Raw genomic sequence first — 18,498 nt, forward strand, 5'->3', positions numbered from 1 at the left:
CCGACCGGCCGGTCGACGGCCGGGCGTTTCACCATGAGCCTCGAACAACCGACACGCGACGCGGGCGTGACCGAGGAGGGGGCGGTCGACTACGACGAACTCGAAGCGCTGTTGGGCGACGGGGTGCTGGGCCGGGAGACGCATCTCAACGCCGAGGCGTTCGTGATCAGGCCCGACGCGGTGCAGGAGGTGCTCTCGACGCTGAAAGAGGAGGCGGGCTTCGACCACCTGTCGCTGTTGACGGCCCAGGAGTATCAGGATCGCTACGAGTCGATCTATCACCTGACGAAGTACGACGACCGGACACAGGAGGTCGGCGTCGTCGTCCCGACGCCGACGGACGAACCGGTCTCCGAGACCGCCGCGCCCGTGTATCCGACGGCCAACTGGCACGAGCGCGAGGCCTACGATCTGGTGGGGATCGAGTACGAGGGGCATCCGGACCTCGTGCGCATCCTCCTGCCCGAGACCTGGCAGGGCCATCCGCTCGCGCGGGATTACGACCAGACGAACCCGCAGATCGTCCCGATCCGCGAGCACGTCAACCCGCTGGTCGACGATCAGCGCGAGGAATCCGAGGGCGATCAGGACAAGATGTTCATCAACATCGGGCCCCACCACCCGGCGACCCACGGCGTCCTCCACATCGAGACGGTGCTGGACGGCGAGCAGGTGCTCGATCTGGAACCCGACGTCGGCTACCTCCATCGCTGTGAGGAGCAGATGGCCCAGCAGTCGAACTACCGCCACGAGATCATGCCGTATCCCGACCGCTGGGACTACACGGCGAACATGACCAACGAGTGGGCGTACGCGCGGGCGGCGGAGGATCTGGCCGACATCGACGTGCCCGACTACGCACAGGTGCTGCGGACGATGGGCGTCGAACTCTCGCGGATGACCGGCCACTTCCTCGCGCTGGGGACCTTCGCGCTCGACGTCTACGGCGACTTCACGGCCATCTTCCAGTACGCGTTCCGGGACCGGGAGATCGCACAGGACATCCTCGAGGACCTCACCGGCCAGCGGATGATGTACAACTACTTCCGGCTTGGCGGGGTCGCCTGGGACCTCCCGGAACCCCGCGCGGAGTTCTTCGACAAGATCCGGGCGTTCACGAACGCGCTGCCGGCGGCGCTGGAGGAGTACCACGACCTGCTCACGAGCAACGAGGTGTTCCAGCTGCGAACCGTCGAGACGGGCATCCTGGAGCCAGCGGTCGCCAAAGACCACGGCGTGACCGGTCCCGTGGCTCGCGGGTCCGGCATCGACTACGACGTCCGGCGCGACGACCCCTACGGCTACTACCCCGAACTCGACTGGGACGTCGTCACCCAGGACGGCTGCGACAACTACGCCCGGGTCCTCGTTCGGATGCGCGAGGTCGAGGAGTCGGCGAAGATCGTCGATCAGTGCGTGGACCTGCTGGAGGACTGGCCAGAAGACGACCGCACGATCCAGTCGAACGTCCCGCGGACGCTCAAACCCGACCCCGACACGGAGATCTACCGGGCCGTGGAAGGAGCGAAGGGCGAACTGGGCGTCTACATCCGCTCGGACGGGACCTCAAAGCCCGCGCGGTTCAAGATCCGGAGCCCCTGTTTCAACAACCTCCACGCGCTGCCGGAGATGGCGGAGGGCGAGTACCTCGCGGACATGATCGCGTCGCTGGGGAGTCTCGACATCGTTCTCGGAGAAGTCGATCGCTGACGCCGCCCTCGCGCGCGGCGCATTACGGCCGTTTCCCACTACCCATCAATTCTCTGTCTGGTCTTTCGCCCTCGCAATCGCGCGTATCCGGGGGGACGGCCCCGTCTCGGGGACGCTCGGACGAATCTGATAAAGAAATCTTCAAAGGCCCACCGATAGGAGAGTGATGTAAGATGGCACTGTATGAAACTGCAGCGTTCGGGCTGTTCGCTCTGGTGACACTCGGGAGCAGCCTCGGCGTCGTCCTGTTACGGGACATGTGGCACTCGGCGCTCATGCTGGGTGTCGCTTTGCTCAGCGTCGCGATCCACTACGTGATGTTGCGCGCGGAGTTCGTCGCCGCGATGCAGGTACTCGTGTACGTGGGCGGCGTGTTGATCCTGATCACCTTCGCCGTCATGCTCACCCGCCGGGAGGAGACGGCCGAGCCCAGTGAGGTGACGACATGACGACGCGTCCGCGGCTGGCCGAGGGGATAAACTGGACGGCGGGCGTCGCCGCGATCGGCCTGTTCGCAGTACTGGCGGCCGTCTTCGCCACGTCCTCGTTCGGGTCCCCCGTCGGGTTCCCGGACGCCTCGGTCACGGCGGGCATCGGCTACGCCATGTTCGACCTCGTCGATATGACGGCCCACGCGAGCGAGGAGTTCCTCGTCTCGTTCATCGTCATCGCCGTCGCCCTCGACGCGGCGCTGGACGTCGCGGTCATGCTGGCAAAGCGCGAGGACGTCGACGTCGGCGTGCTCGCCGACGGCGGACAGGCCCCGAACGGAGGTGACCGCTGATGGTGCCGGCGGAGTACTACCTGCTGCTCTCGGCGGGCATGTTCTGCATCGGGCTGTTCGGGATCCTGACCCGACGGAACGCGCTGGTCTTTCTGATGTCCGTCGAGCTGATGCTCAACGCGGCCAACGTCAACCTCGTGGCCTTCTCCTTCCAGTGGGGGAACCTCACGGGGCAGGTGTTCTCCCTGTTCACGATGGCCCTGGCCGCCGCGGAGGTCGCCATCGGGATCGGCATCGTGCTCGTGCTCTACCGCAACTTCGCGGACATCGACGTGACGAAACCGACGACAATGAGGTGGTAAGATGGTGAGTGCATTCGAGTTCGTACCGGCGATCGCGGTGCTGCCACTCGTATCGTTCGTAATCGCGCTTGCCTTCGGCAAGTGGATGCCAAAGCGGGGCGCGCTGGCCGGCATCTTCGCGACGGCCGGCTCCCTGCTCATCTCGATCTGGACCGCGCTGACGGTCGCGGGCATCCTCGGGTCGGAGACGGCCTATCACGAGGAGATCTGGACGTTCGCGACGGGCGTGAACACGTTCGATCTCACGCTCGGCATCTACATCGACCCGCTCTCCTCGCTGATGCTGTTGATCGTCTCGCTGATCTCCGTGCTCGTGTTCGTCTTCTCGCTGGGGTACATGAACGACGAGGGCGAAACCGGGCTCCCGCGGTACTACGCCTCGCTCTCCCTGTTTAGCTTCAGCATGCTCGCCTTCGTCGTCGCGGACAACATCCTGATGGCGTTCATGTTCTTCGAGCTGGTGGGCCTGTGTTCGTTCCTGCTCATCGGCTTCTGGTTCCGCGAGGACGCGCCGCCGAGCGCCGCGAAGAAGGCCTTCCTGGTCACCCGCTTCGGTGACTTCTTCTTCCTGATCGGCGTCGTCGGCATCTTCGCCACCTTCGGCACGGGCCTGTTCGTCACGGACGCGGGCTTCCCGCACCTGGCCGAACTCGCGCTCGAGGGCGGCGAGAGCTTCTTCGGCTTCGACGCGCAGACCTGGTTCACGATCCTGGGCCTGCTCGTGCTGGGCGGCGTCGTCGGCAAGTCGGCGCAGTTCCCCCTGCACACCTGGCTGCCCGACGCGATGGAGGGTCCGACCCCCGTCTCGGCGCTGATCCACGCGGCGACGATGGTCGCGGCCGGCGTCTACCTCGTCGCGCGCATGTACGGGTTCTACCTGCTGACGCCGACGACGATGGCCATCATCGCACTGATCGGCGGCTTCACCGCGCTGTTCGCGGCGTCGATGGGCGTCGTCAAGCAGGAACTCAAGCAGGTGCTGGCGTACTCCACCATCTCCCAGTACGGGTACATGATGCTCGCGCTGGGCTCGGGCGGGTACGTCGCAGCGGTCTTCCACCTGACCACCCACGCAATCTTCAAGGCGCTGCTCTTCCTCGGCGCGGGGTCGGTCATCATCGCCATGCACCACAACGAGAACATGTGGGACATGGGCGGGCTGAAGGAGAAGATGCCCGTCACCTACTGGACCTTCCTCTCGGGCTCGCTCGCGCTCGCGGGCATCGTCCCGTTCGCGGGCTTCTGGTCCAAGGACGAAGTGCTGTACGAGGCGCTGATCCACGGCCTCGGGAGTCCGGTCCTGCTGGTCGCGTGGGCGATGGGCCTGCTCGCGGTCTTCCTGACCGGCTTCTACACCTTCCGGATGGTCTTTCTCACCTTCCACGGTGAACCCCGGACGGACACCGCGGAGGATCCCCACGGCGTGGGCTGGAACGTCAAGTTCCCGCTCGCGGTGCTCGGGATCCTCGCGGCGACCATCGGCTTCATCAACATGGTGCCGGTGGCGAAGCTGACCGGGCTGGAGATCGACTACCTCCACAAGTGGCTGGTCGGCTCCGAAGTGGTCAACGCGGAGTTCCTGACTGGCCTGCACGTGTACGAGGAACTGCTCCCCTACGAGTCCGCGTACATCGCGGGCGGGGAGATCCCGACGCTGCTCATCTCGGCGGCCCTGTCGCTGGGGCTGGCGCTGGCCGGTGCCGGGCTGGCCTACCGACTCTACAACGTCGCAGAGCCGGTCGAACATACGAAGAAACTCGGCGGATTCCGGACGGTGCTCATGCACAACTACTACCAGGACGAGTATCAGGTATGGCTCGCGGAGGGCGTCACCCTTCCGCTGGCCCGCGCGGCGGACACGTTCGATCAGGGAATCATCGACGGCGTGGTCAACGGGATCAGTAGCGTGAGCCTCTTCTCGGGCGATCGCGTCCGACGGATCCAGACCGGCGTCGTCTCCAACTACGCGGCCCTGCTGACCATCGGGCTCGCGCTCCTGTTGATCGCCTTCGGCGTCATCGGGGGGTGGTTCTGATGCTGGTCGAACTGCTGATCCTGTTCGCGCTGATGGCCGCCGGCCTGGTCTTCGTCGTCCCCGACGAGTACGCCGGGAAGTTCGCCGCCGTGCTCAGCCTCGTGCCAGTCGGCATCAGCCTCTGGATGTACAGCGTCTTCGAGGCCTCGGGCAACGCACTGCTGGCCGACAGCGAACTCGCCTTCGAGACGATGGCGAGCTGGATCACGCTCGGGCCGTACGCCGTCAACTGGCACGTCGGCCTCGACGGCGTGAGCATGCCGCTGATCGTGCTGACGACGATCCTGACGACGCTGGCGATCGTCAGCGCCTGGACGCCCATCGACGAGCGCCAGTCGCAGTTCTACGGCCTGATCCTGTTCATGCAGGCCGCGCTCATCGGCGTCTTCGCGGCGCTCGATTTCCTCCTGTGGTTCGTCTTCTGGGAGGGCGTCCTCGTGCCGATGTACTTCCTCATCGGCGTCTGGGGCGGTCCGCGCCGGAAGTACGCCGCGATCAAGTTCTTCGTCTACACGAACGTGGCGAGCCTGGTGATGTTCGCCGGGTTCTTCGCGCTCGTCTTCGGGCTGGGCGACTCGATCACGTCGCTCGGTCTGCCGGAGATCGCACAGGCGCTGAACGCCGGGCAGCTGGGTAGCGTCGCCGGCTTCGGTCCCGGCATCGTGAAGCTGGCCGCGTTCGCGGCGCTGTTCTTCGGCTTCGCGGTCAAGGTGCCGGTCGTCCCCTTCCACACGTGGCTGCCGGACGCCCACGTCGAGGCGCCGACGCCGGTGTCGGTGCTGCTGGCGGGCGTCCTGCTGAAGATGGGGACCTACGCACTGCTGCGGTTCAACTTCACGATGCTCGCGGACGTGGCGCGCGCCAACGCCGAACTGATCGCCATCTTCGCGGTCGTCTCGGTGATCTACGGTGCGCTGCTGGCCCTGGCCCAGAAGGACCTCAAGCGGATCGTCGCGTACTCGTCCATCTCGTCGATGGGCTACGTCATCCTGGGGCTGATCGCCTTCACGCCCCACGGACTCGGCGGCGCGACGTTCCAGATGGTCAGCCACGGCCTGATCTCCGGGCTGATGTTCATGGCCGTCGGCGTCATCTACAACGAGACGCACACCCGGATGATCGGCGACATGTCCGGGATGGCGGATCGGATGCCCGTCACCGCGGGCGTGTTCGTCGCCGCGGCCTTCGGCTACATGGGCCTGCCGCTCATGTCCGGGTTCGCGGCCGAGGTGCTCGTGTTCATGGGCTCGTTCCAGTCGCAGGTGTACGCCAGCTCGTGGGCGGCACCGCTGTTTACCGGGATCGCGATGTTCGGCATCGTGATCGTCGCGGGCTACCTGCTGCGGGCGATGCAGATGACGCTGTTCGGGCCCTTCCGGCTCGAGACCGACTACGACGTGGGTCGCGCGCCGATCCAGGACGTGGCGCCGCTGTTCGTACTGCTGGCGCTCGTCATCGCGCTGGGCGTCGCGCCCGACCTGTTCTACACGATGATCCAGGACGCGGTGGTCGACATGACCGCCCTCGGCCTGGGAGGTGGTGCATAGATGATCCCACTCCAGACGTCGAACACGTTGCCGGACTGGGCGGCGCTGGCCCCTGCACTCTTGCTCGGGCTGACCGCGCTCGCCCTGTTCCTGGTCGATAGCATCGACTCCGACGACCGCTCGCCGGCCCTGCTCGCCGGCCTCGCGACCGGCGGCTCGGTGCTCGCGATGGCCGTCACGGGCTGGTTCCTGGTCGCCGGGACCGGGATGCCGCGCACGGGCGGCGAACTGAGCCTCTTCGGCGGCCAGCTGGTCGTCGACGGGATGAGCCTGTTCTTCACGTTCGTCTTCACGAGCGTGGCGGCGCTCGTCTCCGTCGCGAGCTACGACTACCTGGCCGACCGGCCCCACCAGGCCGAGTACTACTCGCTGTTGCTGCTCGCGACCACCGGGATGACGGTGATGGCCTCGGCCAACAGCCTCGCGACGGCGTTCGTCGCGCTCGAACTGTCGAGCCTCCCGTCCTACGGGCTGGTCGCCTACCTCAAGGACAACCGCGGGAGCGTCGAAGCGGGGATGAAGTACTTCCTGATCGGCGCGCTCTCCTCGGCGGTGCTGGTCTACGGGATCAGCCTGGTCTACGCGGCCACGGGCGCGCTGCAGTTCGGCGGCGTCGCCGACGCGGTCGGCGGCGTTGAGAACACGGGCGTCCTCGGCATCGGGATCCTGATGGTGATGGGGGGGTTCGCCTTCAAGACCGCCTCCGTGCCCTTCCACTTCTGGGCGCCGGAGGCCTACGAGGGCGCGCCGGCACCCATCTCCGGGTTCCTCTCGTCGGCCTCGAAGGCCGCCGGGTTCGTGCTCGCGTTCCGCGTGTTCGTCACCGCCTTCCCGCTCGAGGCGGTCGCCGCCACCATCGACTGGGCGCTTGCCTTCACCGTGCTCGCGCTGGTGACGATGACGCTCGGGAACTTCGCCGCGGCCACCCAGGAGAACGTCAAGCGGATGCTGGCGTACTCCTCGATCGGCCACGCCGGCTACGCCCTGATCGGCCTGGCTGTGCTGACGGGGACGGCCGACCCTGGCTACGCCCTGGGCGCGAGCATGCTCCACCTGTTCGTCTACGGGTTCATGAACACCGGCGCGTTCCTGTTCGTCGCACTCGTCGAGCACTGGGGCGTCGGTCGGACCTTCGAGGACTACAACGGCCTCGGTGAACAGGCGCCCATCGCCTCCTTCGCGATGACCATCTTCCTGTTCAGCCTCGCGGGCCTGCCGATCGGCGGCGGCGCGCTCTCGAAGTGGGCGCTCCTGTCGGCCACCGCCAGCGCCGCGACGTTCTCGGCCTGGCTGCTGGCCGGCGCGCTCATCGTCAACAGCGCGCTCTCGCTGTTCTACTACTCCCGGGTCGTCAAGGCCATGTGGATCGAAGACGCGACCGGCGACTTCGAGGTCACGTCCCACCCGGCCGGCCTCTACGCCGCGATCGTCGTCGCGGCCGTCGCGACCTTCCTCCTGCTCCCCGCCTTCGGCCTCGTCTCGGGGACCGCCTACGACGCCGCCTCGGCGCTGTTCTGAGGCCGCGGCTGATTTTCATTCAATCGCGCTGTTCGCGGCTCACTCCGCTCGCCGTTCGCACCTTTCGAGATGCTCCTTTCAGTCGCATCTCGCTGCTCGCGGCTCACGGGTCGAGGCGCACGGGCTTCGCCCGTTCGCCTAACGAGGGCTCACCTCGCTCGCACTTTTCGAGACCTTCGCTCCGGTCGCGTCTCGCTACCGACACACTTTCCGCACAGGCGTCCCTCGGTCCGCCCGATGAAGTGGCGGTGTGAGTACTGTGGGAAGCCCCACGAGCGCAACGATCCGCCCTGTGACAACTGCGGGCACAGCGAGTTCGAGAAGGCGGTCGTCCCGATGGCGCCAGAGGCCGACGACGACGAGCGGACGACCACCCACGCCTGGATCTGCACCGAGTGCGGGAACGACCACCCCAAACACACACCGCCCTGCGACCGCTGCGGGAACGCCACGCTGGAGCGCCGGGAACTCAGCTACGACGAGGACGAGATCGTCCGGGAGATGCTCGACGACGGGACCCGCAGCCCCTCTGCGGACGTGGGCTACCTGGAGGTGCTGGACGCCAAACTCGTGGCCATGTTCCTCGGCGTCGGTGCGCTCGTCGTCCTCCTGGCGCTGGGATTCCTCGGCGTGATCTACCTCCCCGGTATCTCGCCGACGCCGCCGGTGCCCGGGAACGCAACGGCCGCGGACGGACTCGGCCTCGCAGCCGTCGAGACGAGCTACGTCGAGTCGCTGAACGGCCACCGCGCGGCGGCGGGGTACGACGAGTTGACCGCAGACGAGAACGTGGCCGCCGCCGCGACGTACGTCAACCAGCGGGTGGTCCGGGCCGAGTACGGCGAGCGCGACGAGCCCGGGGTGAGCCGCGACGCGATCAGCGACCGACTCGACGGCGCGTGCGAGGGGGGCTTCGACCCGGCCACGTTCTCTTACGACCCGGACCGAAGCGGTGGGCTGCCCGACACCGAAGGCGAACTCGGTGGGCAACTGGCCGACAGCTACGCGGGCGGCGGCTCGGAGTTCGCCGACGCGCCCGAGGGCCTGGTGGGGGTGGACGTCCACGCGGCGCCGGACGGACGGCTCTACGTGACGCAGGTGACCTGCTGAAAACGAGTCGCCGCGCCGCGATCAGGCCGCGGCCTCGAAGGCGGTACGGAAGTCGTCGGCCTTGTCCATGACGCTCTCGGCGCCGGCCTCGAGGGCGTCCAGCGCGTCGACGTCCTCCTCGGTCTTCACAGTGAGGATCGGTTCGGTCTGACCGCCGGACTGTTCGGGGTTCACGTCGTAGGTCGCGGCCTCGACGCCGTCGGACTCCAGCAGTGCGCCCTTCAGCACGTTCATGAAGGTGTGATCCTCGCCCGCGATCTCGATAGAGAGCTCCGTATCGGATTTCTCGATGACCCGCAGTTCCATACAGGGGGATAGTTACATCCCGGCAATCAGTCTTACGACTGCGAACACGACCGGAAGGCGTAATTCCAGGTGCGGGTGGAGAGCAGTTCCCGGGAGCGCCACTGTGCGAGCGGTCAAAAATCGTGCCGGGGTTTCGAACGCCGAGTGGCGCAAAGTATTAGGAGCGCATGGGACTTGTGTCACGTAATGACGACACGCGCGGTCGAGCAGGTCGACGACTGGGACGCCCGACCGTTCTCGGGCGGGTACGCCGCCCTGCACGACCTTGCCGACGAGGAATTCTCCGGTATCGTCGCGGCGGGACCGACGCGACTCTGCATGACGTCGGGGAAGGTGATCGGCGTCCTGGACGGGACGATCGACGACTTCGTCGACGCCTCGGGGACCGCCTACGAGGCGCCTTCGCCCGCCTTGCCCCTGCTCGCGGTCATGCAGGACCGCAGCGACGAGGTCCGGGCCCAGTACTACACCGAGGAGACGGCCATCGAGGAGGTCGACCGCACGCTCACACAGGGGAACTTCACCGGCTTCGTCGAACTCTCCGAGAACGTCCTCAGCGGCGACTACTATCTCGTCTACCACCAGGGGCGCTCGATGAGCGTGGCCTGGGTCGGCGCGAGCGACAACCTCCTGATCGAGGACGAGGCCTTCGAGCAGGCCAACGACGAGGTCGGCATCTACGAGGTCCGACCCGTCGACATCGAAGTCCTCGAGATCCCCGAACCGACGGGCGCGGCGGCCGGCGGGGGCGCGGACCCCGACGACGGGACGAGCGCGACGGAGACAGAAGGCGCGGAATCCAGTGCGACCGAGGCCGCTGCGACGGCGAGCAGCGCAGAGGTCGATGCGGCGGACTCGGAAGCCGACGACGCGACGGACGATCCGGCAAGCACGGATTCGGCCGGCGCAGACGCGAGCGACGCGGACACGGACGACGCCGACACGGTCGACGAGGGGGCACCGGAGACGGCGGACCCCGAGGAAGTCCACGTCGCCGACGCCGAGGCCAGCGACGGGGCGGACGAGCGGGCCGCCGAACCGGAGCCCGCGGCCGAGAGCGACCCGGCTACCGCTGACGAGTCGGGCGATCCCACGGCGGAGTCGCGGGCCGACGCCCAGTCCGGACGGGACGACGGGAACGAGCACCGGGCGTCGTCCGGGCGACGCACGGATCAGCAACCCCGGCAGGAACCGACCGGGACGCAGGAACCGACCAGAACGCAGGAACAGTCGACGAGATCACAGCAGGATCCGGGCGCGCGACGGACGCCGGAGCGAGGCGACGCGGGCGTGGCCAAGTCGGGACGCTCCGGCCGTCAGTCCCGGGATTCGGACGCTGCCAGCGTGGCGGACCTGGAGACGCGGTCGATCCCGTCGCTCGATCCCGAGCGGACGAACGAGCCGGGGAGCGATCAGGCCGATCGGGCGGGGCCGTCGCCGGCCGCGGGCGGTCCGACCCCGCGCTCGGAAGCGGATCCGGGCGCGGCCACGGGCGGGAATCCGGAACCGACCCCCTCAGGGCGGGTCGATCAGCCGGAGCAGGGGCCGGCGGGTGAGCGCGGGGCCGGACGCGAGCCCGAGGACGCGGCCGCCCAGGGCGGGCGTGGGAATCCCCAGCCCGAGCCGGCGGAGACCGAGGCGGCCGGAGAGCCGGCGGGAAGCGCCGACCCCGCCGAGATCGAGGAGCTGGAAGCCAAAGTCGACGAGCGGGAGGCCGAGATCGAGGAACTCGAGTCGGAACTGGAGACCGTCTCCGAGGAACGTGACGAACTGGCTGCCGAGCGGGACGAACTCGAAGAACGCGTCGAACGGCTCGAACGACGCATCGACGAACTCCGGACGGAGGAGGGCGGCGAGTCGGTCGCCGACCGCGAGCGACTCGGCCCCGGGGAGGCGATCCAGGGGACGAACCTGTTCGTCCGCTACGAGTCCAAGGGCGAGGCGACGCTGGAGGCCGCCCACGCGGGGAAGGCCGAAGCCAGCGCCGTCAACGCCAATCTCCAGCTCCAGTACCACACCCAGTTCGAGGCCGACGACGTGGCGGTCGACGGCGAGCCGTTCCAGGAGTACCTCACCGACACGATCCAGTACCGCTTCGTCGAGTGGGTCGTGCGGGTGCTCCCCTACGAGATCCGCGATACCGGCCACCAGGAGGCGCTCGGACCGCTGTACGACGCGCTCCCGCAGATCGACCGGGCGGACCTCAACGGCGCCATCACGGTCCAGTACGAGGAGGACGGGGAACAGCATCGCAGCCAGGAGTCCTTCGACGTGATCCTCAGAGATCGGATGGGGAACCCGCTGCTGGTGGCGAACATGAACGAGTCACGCCAGCCGGCGAGCCAGGACATGATGGAGGGACTCATCGCGGCGGGCCAGCGGGTCGGCGAGTCGAAGGAGTCGCTGACGGGGGCCTTCCTCGTCACGTCGAGTTTCTTCGAGCCGGAGGCGATGGAGGCGGCCGCCGACGCCACGGGGAGCGGGCTGCTCAGCCGTGACAAGCGGGAGAGCTTCGTGAAACTCTCGCGGAAAGACGGGTTCCACCTCTGCCTGGTCGAAGCCCGGGAAGAGAAGTTCAACCTCTCCGTACCGGAGATCTAGAGCTAGTTCTCGATTTCGGCGACGTCGTCGATCTTCATGTCGTCGAGTTTCTCGACGATCTGGTCGATCTTCTCGTCCAGGTCGTCGACGAACTCGGAGGTCTGTTCGGTCGTGATTGCACCCTGGCTCGACGGTTCGATGAGGTTCTCCTCTTCGAGGACGCGCAGCGAGTACCGGACCTTGTGGTGTGGGTAGCCGGTCTCGTTCGACATCTTGACGATGCCGATCGGCTCGTTCTCGATGACCATCCGGAGGACCTGGAGATGGCGCTCGAGCATGTCTACTTCCTTCTCAAGCCTGTCTATCATGGCAATTGTTAACTTGTGTTCGCAGGTTTTAAAGGTTGCTGTCCGGCGTACTTAAAGAAGCGCCTCAAATTACCTATTCGACGGGTGTGGGTTTAAATCTTTGTATGATACCACACGGCACGCGGGTCGAAACGGCCGTTCCGGACTCGCGGCAGGCGGACTCCGAGCCGACCGTAACCGGTTTATCGGGACCGGCAGAAAGCCCGTTCATGACCGTAACTATCGTTGGGTCCCAGCTGGGCGACGAGGGCAAAGGCGGCATCGTCGACCTCTACGGCGACGCCGCCGACGTCGTCGTCCGCTACCAGGGCGGCGACAACGCCGGTCACACTGTCGTCGAGGGCGACGAGGAGTACAAGCTGTCGCTCGTCCCCAGTGGGGCCGTTCGCGGGAAAGTCGGCGTGCTCGGCAACGGGTGCGTCGTCAACCCCCGCACGCTGTTCGACGAACTCGACGCGCTCAGAGAGCGCGGGCTCGACCCCGACGTGCGCGTCGCCGAGCGCGCACACGTCATTCTCCCCTATCACCGGGTGCTGGACGGTATCGAGGAGGAAGTCAAGAGCGAGACCGACGACGAGGTCGGCACGACCGGGCGCGGCATCGGGCCCACCTACGAGGACAAGGCCGGCCGCCGCGGCGTCCGGATCGGTGACCTGCTGGCGCCCGAGGTGCTCCGCGACCGCCTCGAGTACGCCGTCCCGCAGAAACGCGCCCTCGTCGAGGACGTCTACGGACTCGACGTCGCCGACCTCGAGGACCCCGAGGCCTTCGACGTCGACGCCCTCTACGAGGAGTTCAGCGAGTTCGGCCGCCGACTGGACGAGGAGGGGATGACCGTCAACGCCGGCGAGTTCCTCGCCAGCGCCATCGACGACGGCGAGAACGTCATCTTCGAGGGCGCCCAGGGGACGATCATCGACATCGACCACGGCAACTACCCCTTCGTCACGTCCTCGAACCCGACGGCGGGCGGCGCCTGCACCGGGACCGGCCTCGCCCCGGGCCTCGTCGGCGACGGCGAAGTGATCGGCATCGTCAAGGCCTACCTGACCCGCGTCGGGAGCGGCCCGATGCCCACCGAACTCGGCGGCGTCGTCGGCGACACGCCGGGCTACGAGGAACAGGGCGAAGGGGACGAGGAGGAACTCGCGACCTACATCCGCGAAGAGGGCGACGAGTACGGGACCGTGACGGGCCGGCCGCGCCGCGTCGGCTGGCTCGACGTCCCGATGCTCCGCCACGCGACGCGAGCCAGCGGGTTCACCGGCCTCGCGGTCAACCACGTCGACACGCTCGCCGGCCTCGACGAACTCAACGTGGGTCACACCTACACGCTCGACGGCGAGGAACTCCGGACCATGCCGGCCACCACCGAGCAGTGGGCCGACTGCGAGGTCAACCTCCGATCCTTCGACGGCTGGCCCGAGCAGGACTGGGAAGCCGTCGCGAGCGAGGGCTACGACGCGCTCCACGAGAACGCCCGCGCCTACCTGGACTACCTCAGCGAGGAACTCGACGCGCCGATCTACGCGGTCGGCGTCGGCCCGGGTCGCTCCCAGACCATCGTCCGCGAGCGGCCGTTCTGATCACCGACAGAGCACGTCGTCTTCCAGTTCTCGGACCGCGGCGAGCACCGCCTCGGCGTCGCCCCGGTCCACGCCGCAGGCGTCGAGGCTCGCACCGAGGTGGTCGACGACCACCTCGAAGTCCGACTGCGTGAGCCCGAGGTGTTCGTGTGCGGCGCGCATGTTCGCCCCGTCGTACTCGACCGGGCCACCGGCGACCTGACTGATGAACAGCCGCTGGTGGCGACGCTGGCGCTCCATGTCCACGTCCTCGAAGAACGGGCGCATCCGCTCGTCGTCGAGCATCCGGTCGTAGAAGTCGTCGACGACCGCCTCGATACCGTCCGATCCACCCAGCCGATCGTAGAGGGTCTCGGCCTCCATACGAGAGCTCGGGGGGTGCGGGTCCGAAATAGCTGGCGTAAACGAGTGGCAGACGGCGTCTGCGTTGCGAATCCGTTCGGCAAAGGGATTACGTGTGGATCCGGCCCCGGGATGGACGCGTCCGGCACGTTTTTGCCCGGCCCCGCCGCAGATGAACTATGCGCGAGGACCTGATGGACATCATCTGCTGTCCGCTCGATAAACACGACCTCGAACTGGAGGTCGACAGCCGCGAGGACGACGAGATCCTCGACGGCCGACTCGTCTGCACCGAGTGCGGCGAGGAGTATCCCATCGAGGACGGCATCCCGAACCTGCTGCCGCCGGACATGCGCGAAGAGACCCCGGCGTAGGCTGAACCTTTTTCTCCCCGCCACGCGGAGGTGTCCGTGTGCCCGAAGAGTTACCCGTGCAAGTGAACCGTCGGGAGCGCAACTCCATGGAGATCCCGGCGGCCATCGAGACCGACGACTCCTTCGTCATCAGGGTCCACAACCACGGGAACGCGAGCCGGGTCCACGTCCACCTCGACGAGCGCCTGTCGGCCGTCGCCTCGCTCCCGGAGACCAACTTCTACGTGGAGGCCAACGGCACCACCGACATCCCGGTCAGCGTCCACGAACACCGCCCCGTCCGCGGGAAGATCAAGCTCTCGACCGGCTACGGCGCGACGACGCGCTGGGTCGACGTCGAACTGGTCGAACCCGACGACACCGGGACCGTCGAGGTCGACGAGAGCCTCGCTGAACCCCAGGGCGGCGAGACAGACGCCGACGCCGGGACCGCCGAAGCTGGGTCCGCGTCGCTGCTCACCGAGCGGCCCGAGTTGCCGGTCCTCGCGCTCGGACTGCTGGCGGTCGCGGTCGCCATCGGGGCGGCGACGGTCTTCGAGAGCGGCGCGGTGGCCGCCGGCGCGGTGATCGTCTTCGTCGCCGTCGTCGTCGCGGGCGTCCTCCTGGTCCGCTAGTCCTCGGTCTCGACGCCACAGAGGTTGCCCTCGTCGTCGAACAGCTTGGCCCGGAGGTAGCGCGTCCGGTACCGGTTGGCGCCCTCGTAGACGTCGGCCTCCCTGATCTCCTCGGTCCGGCCGTCGGCGACCGCGTCGACGATGGCCTCGAGCTGGTCCTTCTCGCTCGGCGTGAGCTCGAACTCGTAGGTCCGTGACTCCTCGCCCTCGAGTTTCGTCCACTGCCGGGCCGCGGAGACGACGAGCGAACACGGTTCCCGGCAGGGGAAGGCGCCGTCGCCGCCGTCGACGTCGAGGTCGGTCTCGTCGTCGTACTCCCACTCGCGGCGCTTGAGACACTGGGAGTCGTCACAGCAGGCCTCGGCGACCCAGTTCACGTGTTCGTGGCCCTCCTGGCGGTTCCAGGTCTCGATCACGCCGTAGATGCCGCTCTGGCGCCCCATCGTCTCCGTCCAGTGGTCGACGTCGAGGTCGCCCTCCCGTTCGCGGTGCCAGTTGACCACGGTCGCCGGGTAGACGAAATCGACCGTGCTGACGAGCTCTCCGGGGTCGAGGTCGGCGAAGACCCACCCGTCCCGGAGCGTCGGCGCGGTCTTCAGCGGTCGGTACCGACCGCGGTCGTCGCGTTTCGCCAGTTCGCGGGCGTCCAGCGGGTCCTCGTGGCGCTCCAGATCCCCGACGGGTGCGTCGACGTCGTCGACGTGGCGCACCTCGTAGCGCCGGTCACCGTCGTCGTCCCCTTCGACGGACAGGCGCAACTGGCCCCACTCGCGGCCCGTTCCCTCGGCCAGTCGCTCGTATCGCTCGGGCACGGGCGTCTCGTCGGCCCCTTCGAGCCAGCGCAGGTAGGCGCGGTCGGCGGGGGCGTCGGGCGCGACGTGCTCCCAGAAGTGCCAGTTCGTGACGTAGGCCGAGTGGTCGGCGGCCACGTCGCGTAGCGCGGACTCGGAGAGTCCATCGCGTTCGATCTCCGGCGTTCGGAAGCGGTAGCCCGCCGTCGCGGCCTCGACCCGGAGGCCGTCGCAGTCGACGCCGTCCTCGTCAGCGGCTGCAAGCAGCCGGCGCACCGCCGTCTCGCTCATGTCCGGTGGCAGGGCTGCCAGCCGAAAAACTCCGTCGTTCCCGCCGTCGCCCGCCGCCAGCCCAGTACTCACATATATATTTTGGGCCGAACTTCCGGGTCGGAAACGCCGAGTCCCCCTTTAGGTGGGACGACGGCCTACGGGGAAGTGCATGGTTCCGCGCTGACGCCGGTTCGGTTCGCTGCCCCGAACAGAGCGGTCTCCCGCGACCATGCTTCGGTCCTCCACGACGGCCGACCCGCCGTCGCCCCCCTCTTTCGCGGCGGGTCGACTACCGTCACCGATCGTCGCCGACTCGCGTCTCGAAACGACTATCAATTAGCTATCCATTTCATCGCACAACGGATGGCGTCCAGATTCGTCACCCCGAAACGCCTCGTCGTCGCGGTCGTGGTGCTGGTCGGGGTGTTCGGTGTGTTCGGACTCGTCCAGACGGGCGCGGAGGAGCCGGAGTCTGCGACGCAGATCGGCGCGAACGCCGCCGAGCGATTCGCGTCGATCGACGGGCTCAACGCGACGCGACGGACCGTCGTGACGGGCGGCGACGAGACCCACGAGTCGGTCCACCGCGTGTCGCTACGACCCACCGACGGGCTGTTTCGCGAGCGACTGGTACGCGGGCCGGGACCGGCCAACAACGTGACCGTCTCGAACGGCTCGGTGATGTGGTGGCGGAACCGCCACTCGGGGAACGTGACGCGGCTCGATTTGAGCAGTACCGACCGCCCGACGGAGCGCACGCAGGGCGAGCGCATCGCGGATCTGTTCTCGCGGCTGAACGTCACGGAGTCGGGGGCCGGGACGGCGGCCACACCGACGCCGGGGATCGATCCGCTACCCTCGGTCCCCGAGTCCGGCGCTCCCCAGGGCGCACGGGCCGGGGAGACCACGGCCGAGATGCGCGACGCGGCCTTCGGGGTCAGGTACAACGGGACCGACACCGTCGACGGGCGCACGGTGTACGTCCTCTCGATCACGCCGCGCAACGAGTCGCTGGTCGACGAGTACGAGCAACGGCTCTGGGTGGACGCGGAGCGGTTCTTCCCGCTGAAACGCGAAACCGCGTGGATGGCCGACGGCGAACGCCACTCGCAGACGGTGATCTACGAGAACGTGACCTTCGACCCGGGGCTGTCGGACTCGGTGTTCGAGTACGACTCGCCGGCCGACGCGTCGGTCGAGCGCAAGGACCAGCCCCGCATCGACACGTACTCGTCGACGGCAGCGTTGCGGTCCCAGACGAACTTCTCCGTGCCGGAGCCGACGCTGCCGTCGACCTTCACACTGCAGTACGCCTCCCGGAGCGACGGTCGCGGGATCACGAACGTCGGCCTCCGCTACGCGAACGCGACCAGTCGCGTGACCGTGACCAAGGCCACGATCAGTTCCTCGTCCGAGGGCGACTGGCAGGTGTCGATCGGCGATCGAAGCGCCGACGTCCGGGTCGGGTACACGAACTACGTCACCTGGTCGTGCGACGGCTACTACTACAAGGTGTTCAGCGAGGACCTCGGTCCGGACCTGCTGATCGAGATCGCGAGATCCGTCGGGTGTGAGTGAGCGTCGACCGCGAGGCCCACCGGCCTCGGATTACCGCTTGTGCAGCGAGTAGGCGATGAAGGAGACGCCGAGGAACTGCAGGAACCGCGTCAGGATCACGAGCGGCTGCTCGAAGCGCAGGGGGAGGATCCCCTGCTGGAGGAGGAGGGAGCCTATAAAGGAGAGGCCGAAGGCCACCGCCGTGAGGAGGAACAGGCCGATGGAGAGGTACTGCATCGGCCGGCTGTCGTGGCGGCGGAACCCGCGGTAGGCCTGGTAGCCCACGTAGCCGCCGACGAGGACCGAGCCCAGCGACAGCCCGAGGATCAGCCAGTAGGACAGCTGTGCGATCCCGATCATGGTCAGAGGTTCTCCCACATTTTCGTGAAGCGGTCTGCGGTGTCCTCGGCGTCCTCGCCGGGGAATTCGGTCCGTGAGGTGCGCTCGATGGTGGCCTCGTACCCGCCCTCGGCGAGGTCCATCGCGAAGCGACCGAGCGTCGCCGAGTACACCTTGTGGTGGTTGCCGCTCAGTTCGACTTTCGTGCGTTCCTCGAGGAGTTCGTACTCCTGGAGCCACTCGATCCGTCGGTAGACGGTCGGGAGGGACGCGTTAACCTGTTCGGAGAGCTCTTTGGCGGACATGGGTTCGACGCTCGTGGCTGCGAGGATGGAGCGGGCGTACTCGTCGCTGAGCAGGTCGAGAACCTCGGCCAGCTCCCAGTCCTCACTCACGACTCG

19 protein-coding genes are annotated in these 18,498 nt (G+C 67.5%); 13 read left to right on the forward strand and 6 right to left on the reverse strand.

Going from position 1 to position 18,498, the window contains the following annotated elements:
- The first annotated feature begins 33 nt into the window (after positions 1-33).
- The 8 genes from U5918_RS03300 to U5918_RS03335 all read left to right on the forward strand — a co-directional run bounded on the left by U5918_RS03300 (position 34) and on the right by U5918_RS03335 (position 9,006).
- Positions 34-1,710: an NADH-quinone oxidoreductase subunit D gene (locus U5918_RS03300; RefSeq protein ID WP_335999421.1), complete on the forward strand. Its 1,677-nt coding sequence runs from the start codon at positions 34-36 to the stop codon at positions 1,708-1,710.
- A 173-nt stretch (positions 1,711-1,883) separates the two neighbouring features.
- Positions 1,884-2,159 carry an NADH-quinone oxidoreductase subunit J gene (locus U5918_RS03305; RefSeq protein WP_335999422.1) on the forward strand — a complete coding sequence of 92 codons (276 nt, stop codon included), beginning with the start codon at positions 1,884-1,886 and terminating at the stop codon, positions 2,157-2,159.
- Positions 2,156-2,494: a hypothetical protein gene (locus U5918_RS03310; protein WP_335999424.1), complete on the forward strand. Its 339-nt coding sequence runs from the start codon at positions 2,156-2,158 to the stop codon at positions 2,492-2,494. The genes U5918_RS03305 and U5918_RS03310 overlap by 4 nt, the downstream gene beginning before the upstream one ends.
- Complete coding sequence (gene nuoK / locus U5918_RS03315) at positions 2,494-2,796, forward strand: NADH-quinone oxidoreductase subunit NuoK (protein WP_335999425.1); 303 nt, start codon at positions 2,494-2,496, stop codon at positions 2,794-2,796. Before U5918_RS03310 ends, nuoK begins: the two co-directional genes overlap by 1 nt.
- Position 2,797: 1 nt before the next feature.
- Positions 2,798-4,831: an NADH-quinone oxidoreductase subunit L gene (gene nuoL / locus U5918_RS03320; protein WP_418771146.1), complete on the forward strand. Its 2,034-nt coding sequence runs from the start codon at positions 2,798-2,800 to the stop codon at positions 4,829-4,831.
- Positions 4,831-6,378 carry a complex I subunit 4 family protein gene (locus U5918_RS03325; protein WP_335999427.1) on the forward strand — a complete coding sequence of 516 codons (1,548 nt, stop codon included), beginning with the start codon at positions 4,831-4,833 and terminating at the stop codon, positions 6,376-6,378. The genes nuoL and U5918_RS03325 overlap by 1 nt, the downstream gene beginning before the upstream one ends.
- Positions 6,379-7,896: an NADH-quinone oxidoreductase subunit N gene (locus U5918_RS03330; RefSeq protein WP_335999429.1), complete on the forward strand. Its 1,518-nt coding sequence runs from the start codon at positions 6,379-6,381 to the stop codon at positions 7,894-7,896.
- A 237-nt stretch (positions 7,897-8,133) separates the two neighbouring features.
- Positions 8,134-9,006, forward strand: coding sequence for a hypothetical protein (locus U5918_RS03335; RefSeq protein ID WP_335999431.1), 873 nt, complete (start codon positions 8,134-8,136; stop codon positions 9,004-9,006).
- A gap of 21 nt (positions 9,007-9,027) precedes the next feature.
- On the opposite strand, the gene U5918_RS03340 is transcribed toward U5918_RS03335, so the two are convergent.
- Positions 9,028-9,312 carry a DNA-directed RNA polymerase subunit L gene (locus U5918_RS03340; protein ID WP_335999433.1) on the reverse strand — a complete coding sequence of 95 codons (285 nt, stop codon included), beginning with the start codon at positions 9,310-9,312 and terminating at the stop codon, positions 9,028-9,030.
- Positions 9,313-9,498: 186 nt separating this feature from the next.
- On the opposite strand from U5918_RS03340, the gene U5918_RS03345 reads away from it, so the two are divergent.
- Positions 9,499-11,913: a DUF7527 domain-containing protein gene (locus tag U5918_RS03345; protein ID WP_335999434.1), complete on the forward strand. Its 2,415-nt coding sequence runs from the start codon at positions 9,499-9,501 to the stop codon at positions 11,911-11,913.
- Between the two features lie 2 nt (positions 11,914-11,915).
- On the opposite strand, the gene U5918_RS03350 is transcribed toward U5918_RS03345, so the two are convergent.
- The gene (locus U5918_RS03350) at positions 11,916-12,221 is read right to left on the reverse strand and encodes a hypothetical protein (RefSeq protein WP_335999435.1); all 306 of its coding nucleotides are present in this window, start codon (positions 12,219-12,221) and stop codon (positions 11,916-11,918) included.
- A gap of 209 nt (positions 12,222-12,430) precedes the next feature.
- Here U5918_RS03350 and U5918_RS03355 point away from each other — a divergent pair, with 209 nt between their 5' ends.
- On the forward strand, positions 12,431-13,807 hold the full coding sequence (locus U5918_RS03355; protein WP_335999436.1) for an adenylosuccinate synthase: 1,377 nt from the start codon (positions 12,431-12,433) through the stop codon (positions 13,805-13,807).
- Here the strand turns inward: U5918_RS03355 and U5918_RS03360 are convergent, their stop codons facing one another.
- The gene (locus U5918_RS03360) at positions 13,808-14,170 is read right to left on the reverse strand and encodes a group I truncated hemoglobin (protein ID WP_335999438.1); all 363 of its coding nucleotides are present in this window, start codon (positions 14,168-14,170) and stop codon (positions 13,808-13,810) included.
- 158 nt (positions 14,171-14,328) lie between these two features.
- On the opposite strand from U5918_RS03360, the gene U5918_RS03365 reads away from it, so the two are divergent.
- Together U5918_RS03365 and U5918_RS03370 are read left to right on the forward strand one after the other, a co-directional pair.
- Positions 14,329-14,523, forward strand: coding sequence for a methytransferase partner Trm112 (locus U5918_RS03365; protein ID WP_335999440.1), 195 nt, complete (start codon positions 14,329-14,331; stop codon positions 14,521-14,523).
- Positions 14,524-14,561: 38 nt separating this feature from the next.
- Positions 14,562-15,137 carry a DUF7524 family protein gene (locus U5918_RS03370; protein ID WP_335999441.1) on the forward strand — a complete coding sequence of 192 codons (576 nt, stop codon included), beginning with the start codon at positions 14,562-14,564 and terminating at the stop codon, positions 15,135-15,137.
- Here the strand turns inward: U5918_RS03370 and U5918_RS03375 are convergent.
- Positions 15,134-16,219 carry a DR2241 family protein gene (locus U5918_RS03375; protein WP_335999443.1) on the reverse strand — a complete coding sequence of 362 codons (1,086 nt, stop codon included), beginning with the start codon at positions 16,217-16,219 and terminating at the stop codon, positions 15,134-15,136. The two genes, U5918_RS03370 and U5918_RS03375, sit on opposite strands and share 4 nt — an antisense overlap.
- Before the next feature lie 345 nt (positions 16,220-16,564).
- On the opposite strand from U5918_RS03375, the gene U5918_RS03380 reads away from it, so the two are divergent.
- A complete protein-coding gene (locus tag U5918_RS03380; RefSeq protein WP_335999445.1) occupies positions 16,565-17,779 on the forward strand; it encodes a LolA family protein in 1,215 nt (404 codons plus the stop codon).
- Positions 17,780-17,809: 30 nt separating this feature from the next.
- Here the strand turns inward: U5918_RS03380 and U5918_RS03385 are convergent, their stop codons facing one another.
- Positions 17,810-18,118, reverse strand: coding sequence for a DUF7521 family protein (locus U5918_RS03385; protein WP_335999447.1), 309 nt, complete (start codon positions 18,116-18,118; stop codon positions 17,810-17,812).
- Positions 18,119-18,120: 2 nt separating this feature from the next.
- On the reverse strand, positions 18,121-18,492 hold the full coding sequence (locus U5918_RS03390; protein WP_335999449.1) for an ArsR/SmtB family transcription factor: 372 nt from the start codon (positions 18,490-18,492) through the stop codon (positions 18,121-18,123).
- Between the last annotated feature and the right edge of the window lie 6 nt (positions 18,493-18,498).

It is taken from the genome of Halorientalis sp. LT38, from assembly GCF_037031225.1.
Classification (GTDB): domain Archaea; phylum Halobacteriota; class Halobacteria; order Halobacteriales; family Haloarculaceae; genus Halorientalis; species Halorientalis halophila.

What these genes read in the sequence shown, in the direction of transcription:
- nuoK (WP_335999425.1), top strand. Translation starts at nt 2,494, where the DNA reads ATGGTGCCGGCGGAGTACTACCTGCTGCTCTCGGCGGGCATGTTCTGC.
- U5918_RS03340 (WP_335999433.1), bottom strand. Translation starts at nt 9,312, where the DNA reads ATGGAACTGCGGGTCATCGAGAAATCCGATACGGAGCTCTCTATCGAG.
- U5918_RS03330 (WP_335999429.1), top strand. Translation starts at nt 6,379, where the DNA reads ATGATCCCACTCCAGACGTCGAACACGTTGCCGGACTGGGCGGCGCTG.
- U5918_RS03380 (WP_335999445.1), top strand. Translation starts at nt 16,565, where the DNA reads ATGGCGTCCAGATTCGTCACCCCGAAACGCCTCGTCGTCGCGGTCGTG.
- U5918_RS03375 (WP_335999443.1), bottom strand. Translation starts at nt 16,219, where the DNA reads ATGAGCGAGACGGCGGTGCGCCGGCTGCTTGCAGCCGCTGACGAGGAC.
- U5918_RS03335 (WP_335999431.1), top strand. Translation starts at nt 8,134, where the DNA reads ATGAAGTGGCGGTGTGAGTACTGTGGGAAGCCCCACGAGCGCAACGAT.
- U5918_RS03310 (WP_335999424.1), top strand. Translation starts at nt 2,156, where the DNA reads ATGACGACGCGTCCGCGGCTGGCCGAGGGGATAAACTGGACGGCGGGC.
- U5918_RS03365 (WP_335999440.1), top strand. Translation starts at nt 14,329, where the DNA reads ATGCGCGAGGACCTGATGGACATCATCTGCTGTCCGCTCGATAAACAC.
- U5918_RS03350 (WP_335999435.1), bottom strand. Translation starts at nt 12,221, where the DNA reads ATGATAGACAGGCTTGAGAAGGAAGTAGACATGCTCGAGCGCCATCTC.
- U5918_RS03300 (WP_335999421.1), top strand. Translation starts at nt 34, where the DNA reads ATGAGCCTCGAACAACCGACACGCGACGCGGGCGTGACCGAGGAGGGG.
- U5918_RS03355 (WP_335999436.1), top strand. Translation starts at nt 12,431, where the DNA reads ATGACCGTAACTATCGTTGGGTCCCAGCTGGGCGACGAGGGCAAAGGC.
- U5918_RS03360 (WP_335999438.1), bottom strand. Translation starts at nt 14,170, where the DNA reads ATGGAGGCCGAGACCCTCTACGATCGGCTGGGTGGATCGGACGGTATC.
- U5918_RS03305 (WP_335999422.1), top strand. Translation starts at nt 1,884, where the DNA reads ATGGCACTGTATGAAACTGCAGCGTTCGGGCTGTTCGCTCTGGTGACA.
- U5918_RS03385 (WP_335999447.1), bottom strand. Translation starts at nt 18,118, where the DNA reads ATGATCGGGATCGCACAGCTGTCCTACTGGCTGATCCTCGGGCTGTCG.
- U5918_RS03345 (WP_335999434.1), top strand. Translation starts at nt 9,499, where the DNA reads ATGACGACACGCGCGGTCGAGCAGGTCGACGACTGGGACGCCCGACCG.
- U5918_RS03325 (WP_335999427.1), top strand. Translation starts at nt 4,831, where the DNA reads ATGCTGGTCGAACTGCTGATCCTGTTCGCGCTGATGGCCGCCGGCCTG.
- nuoL (WP_418771146.1), top strand. Translation starts at nt 2,798, where the DNA reads ATGGTGAGTGCATTCGAGTTCGTACCGGCGATCGCGGTGCTGCCACTC.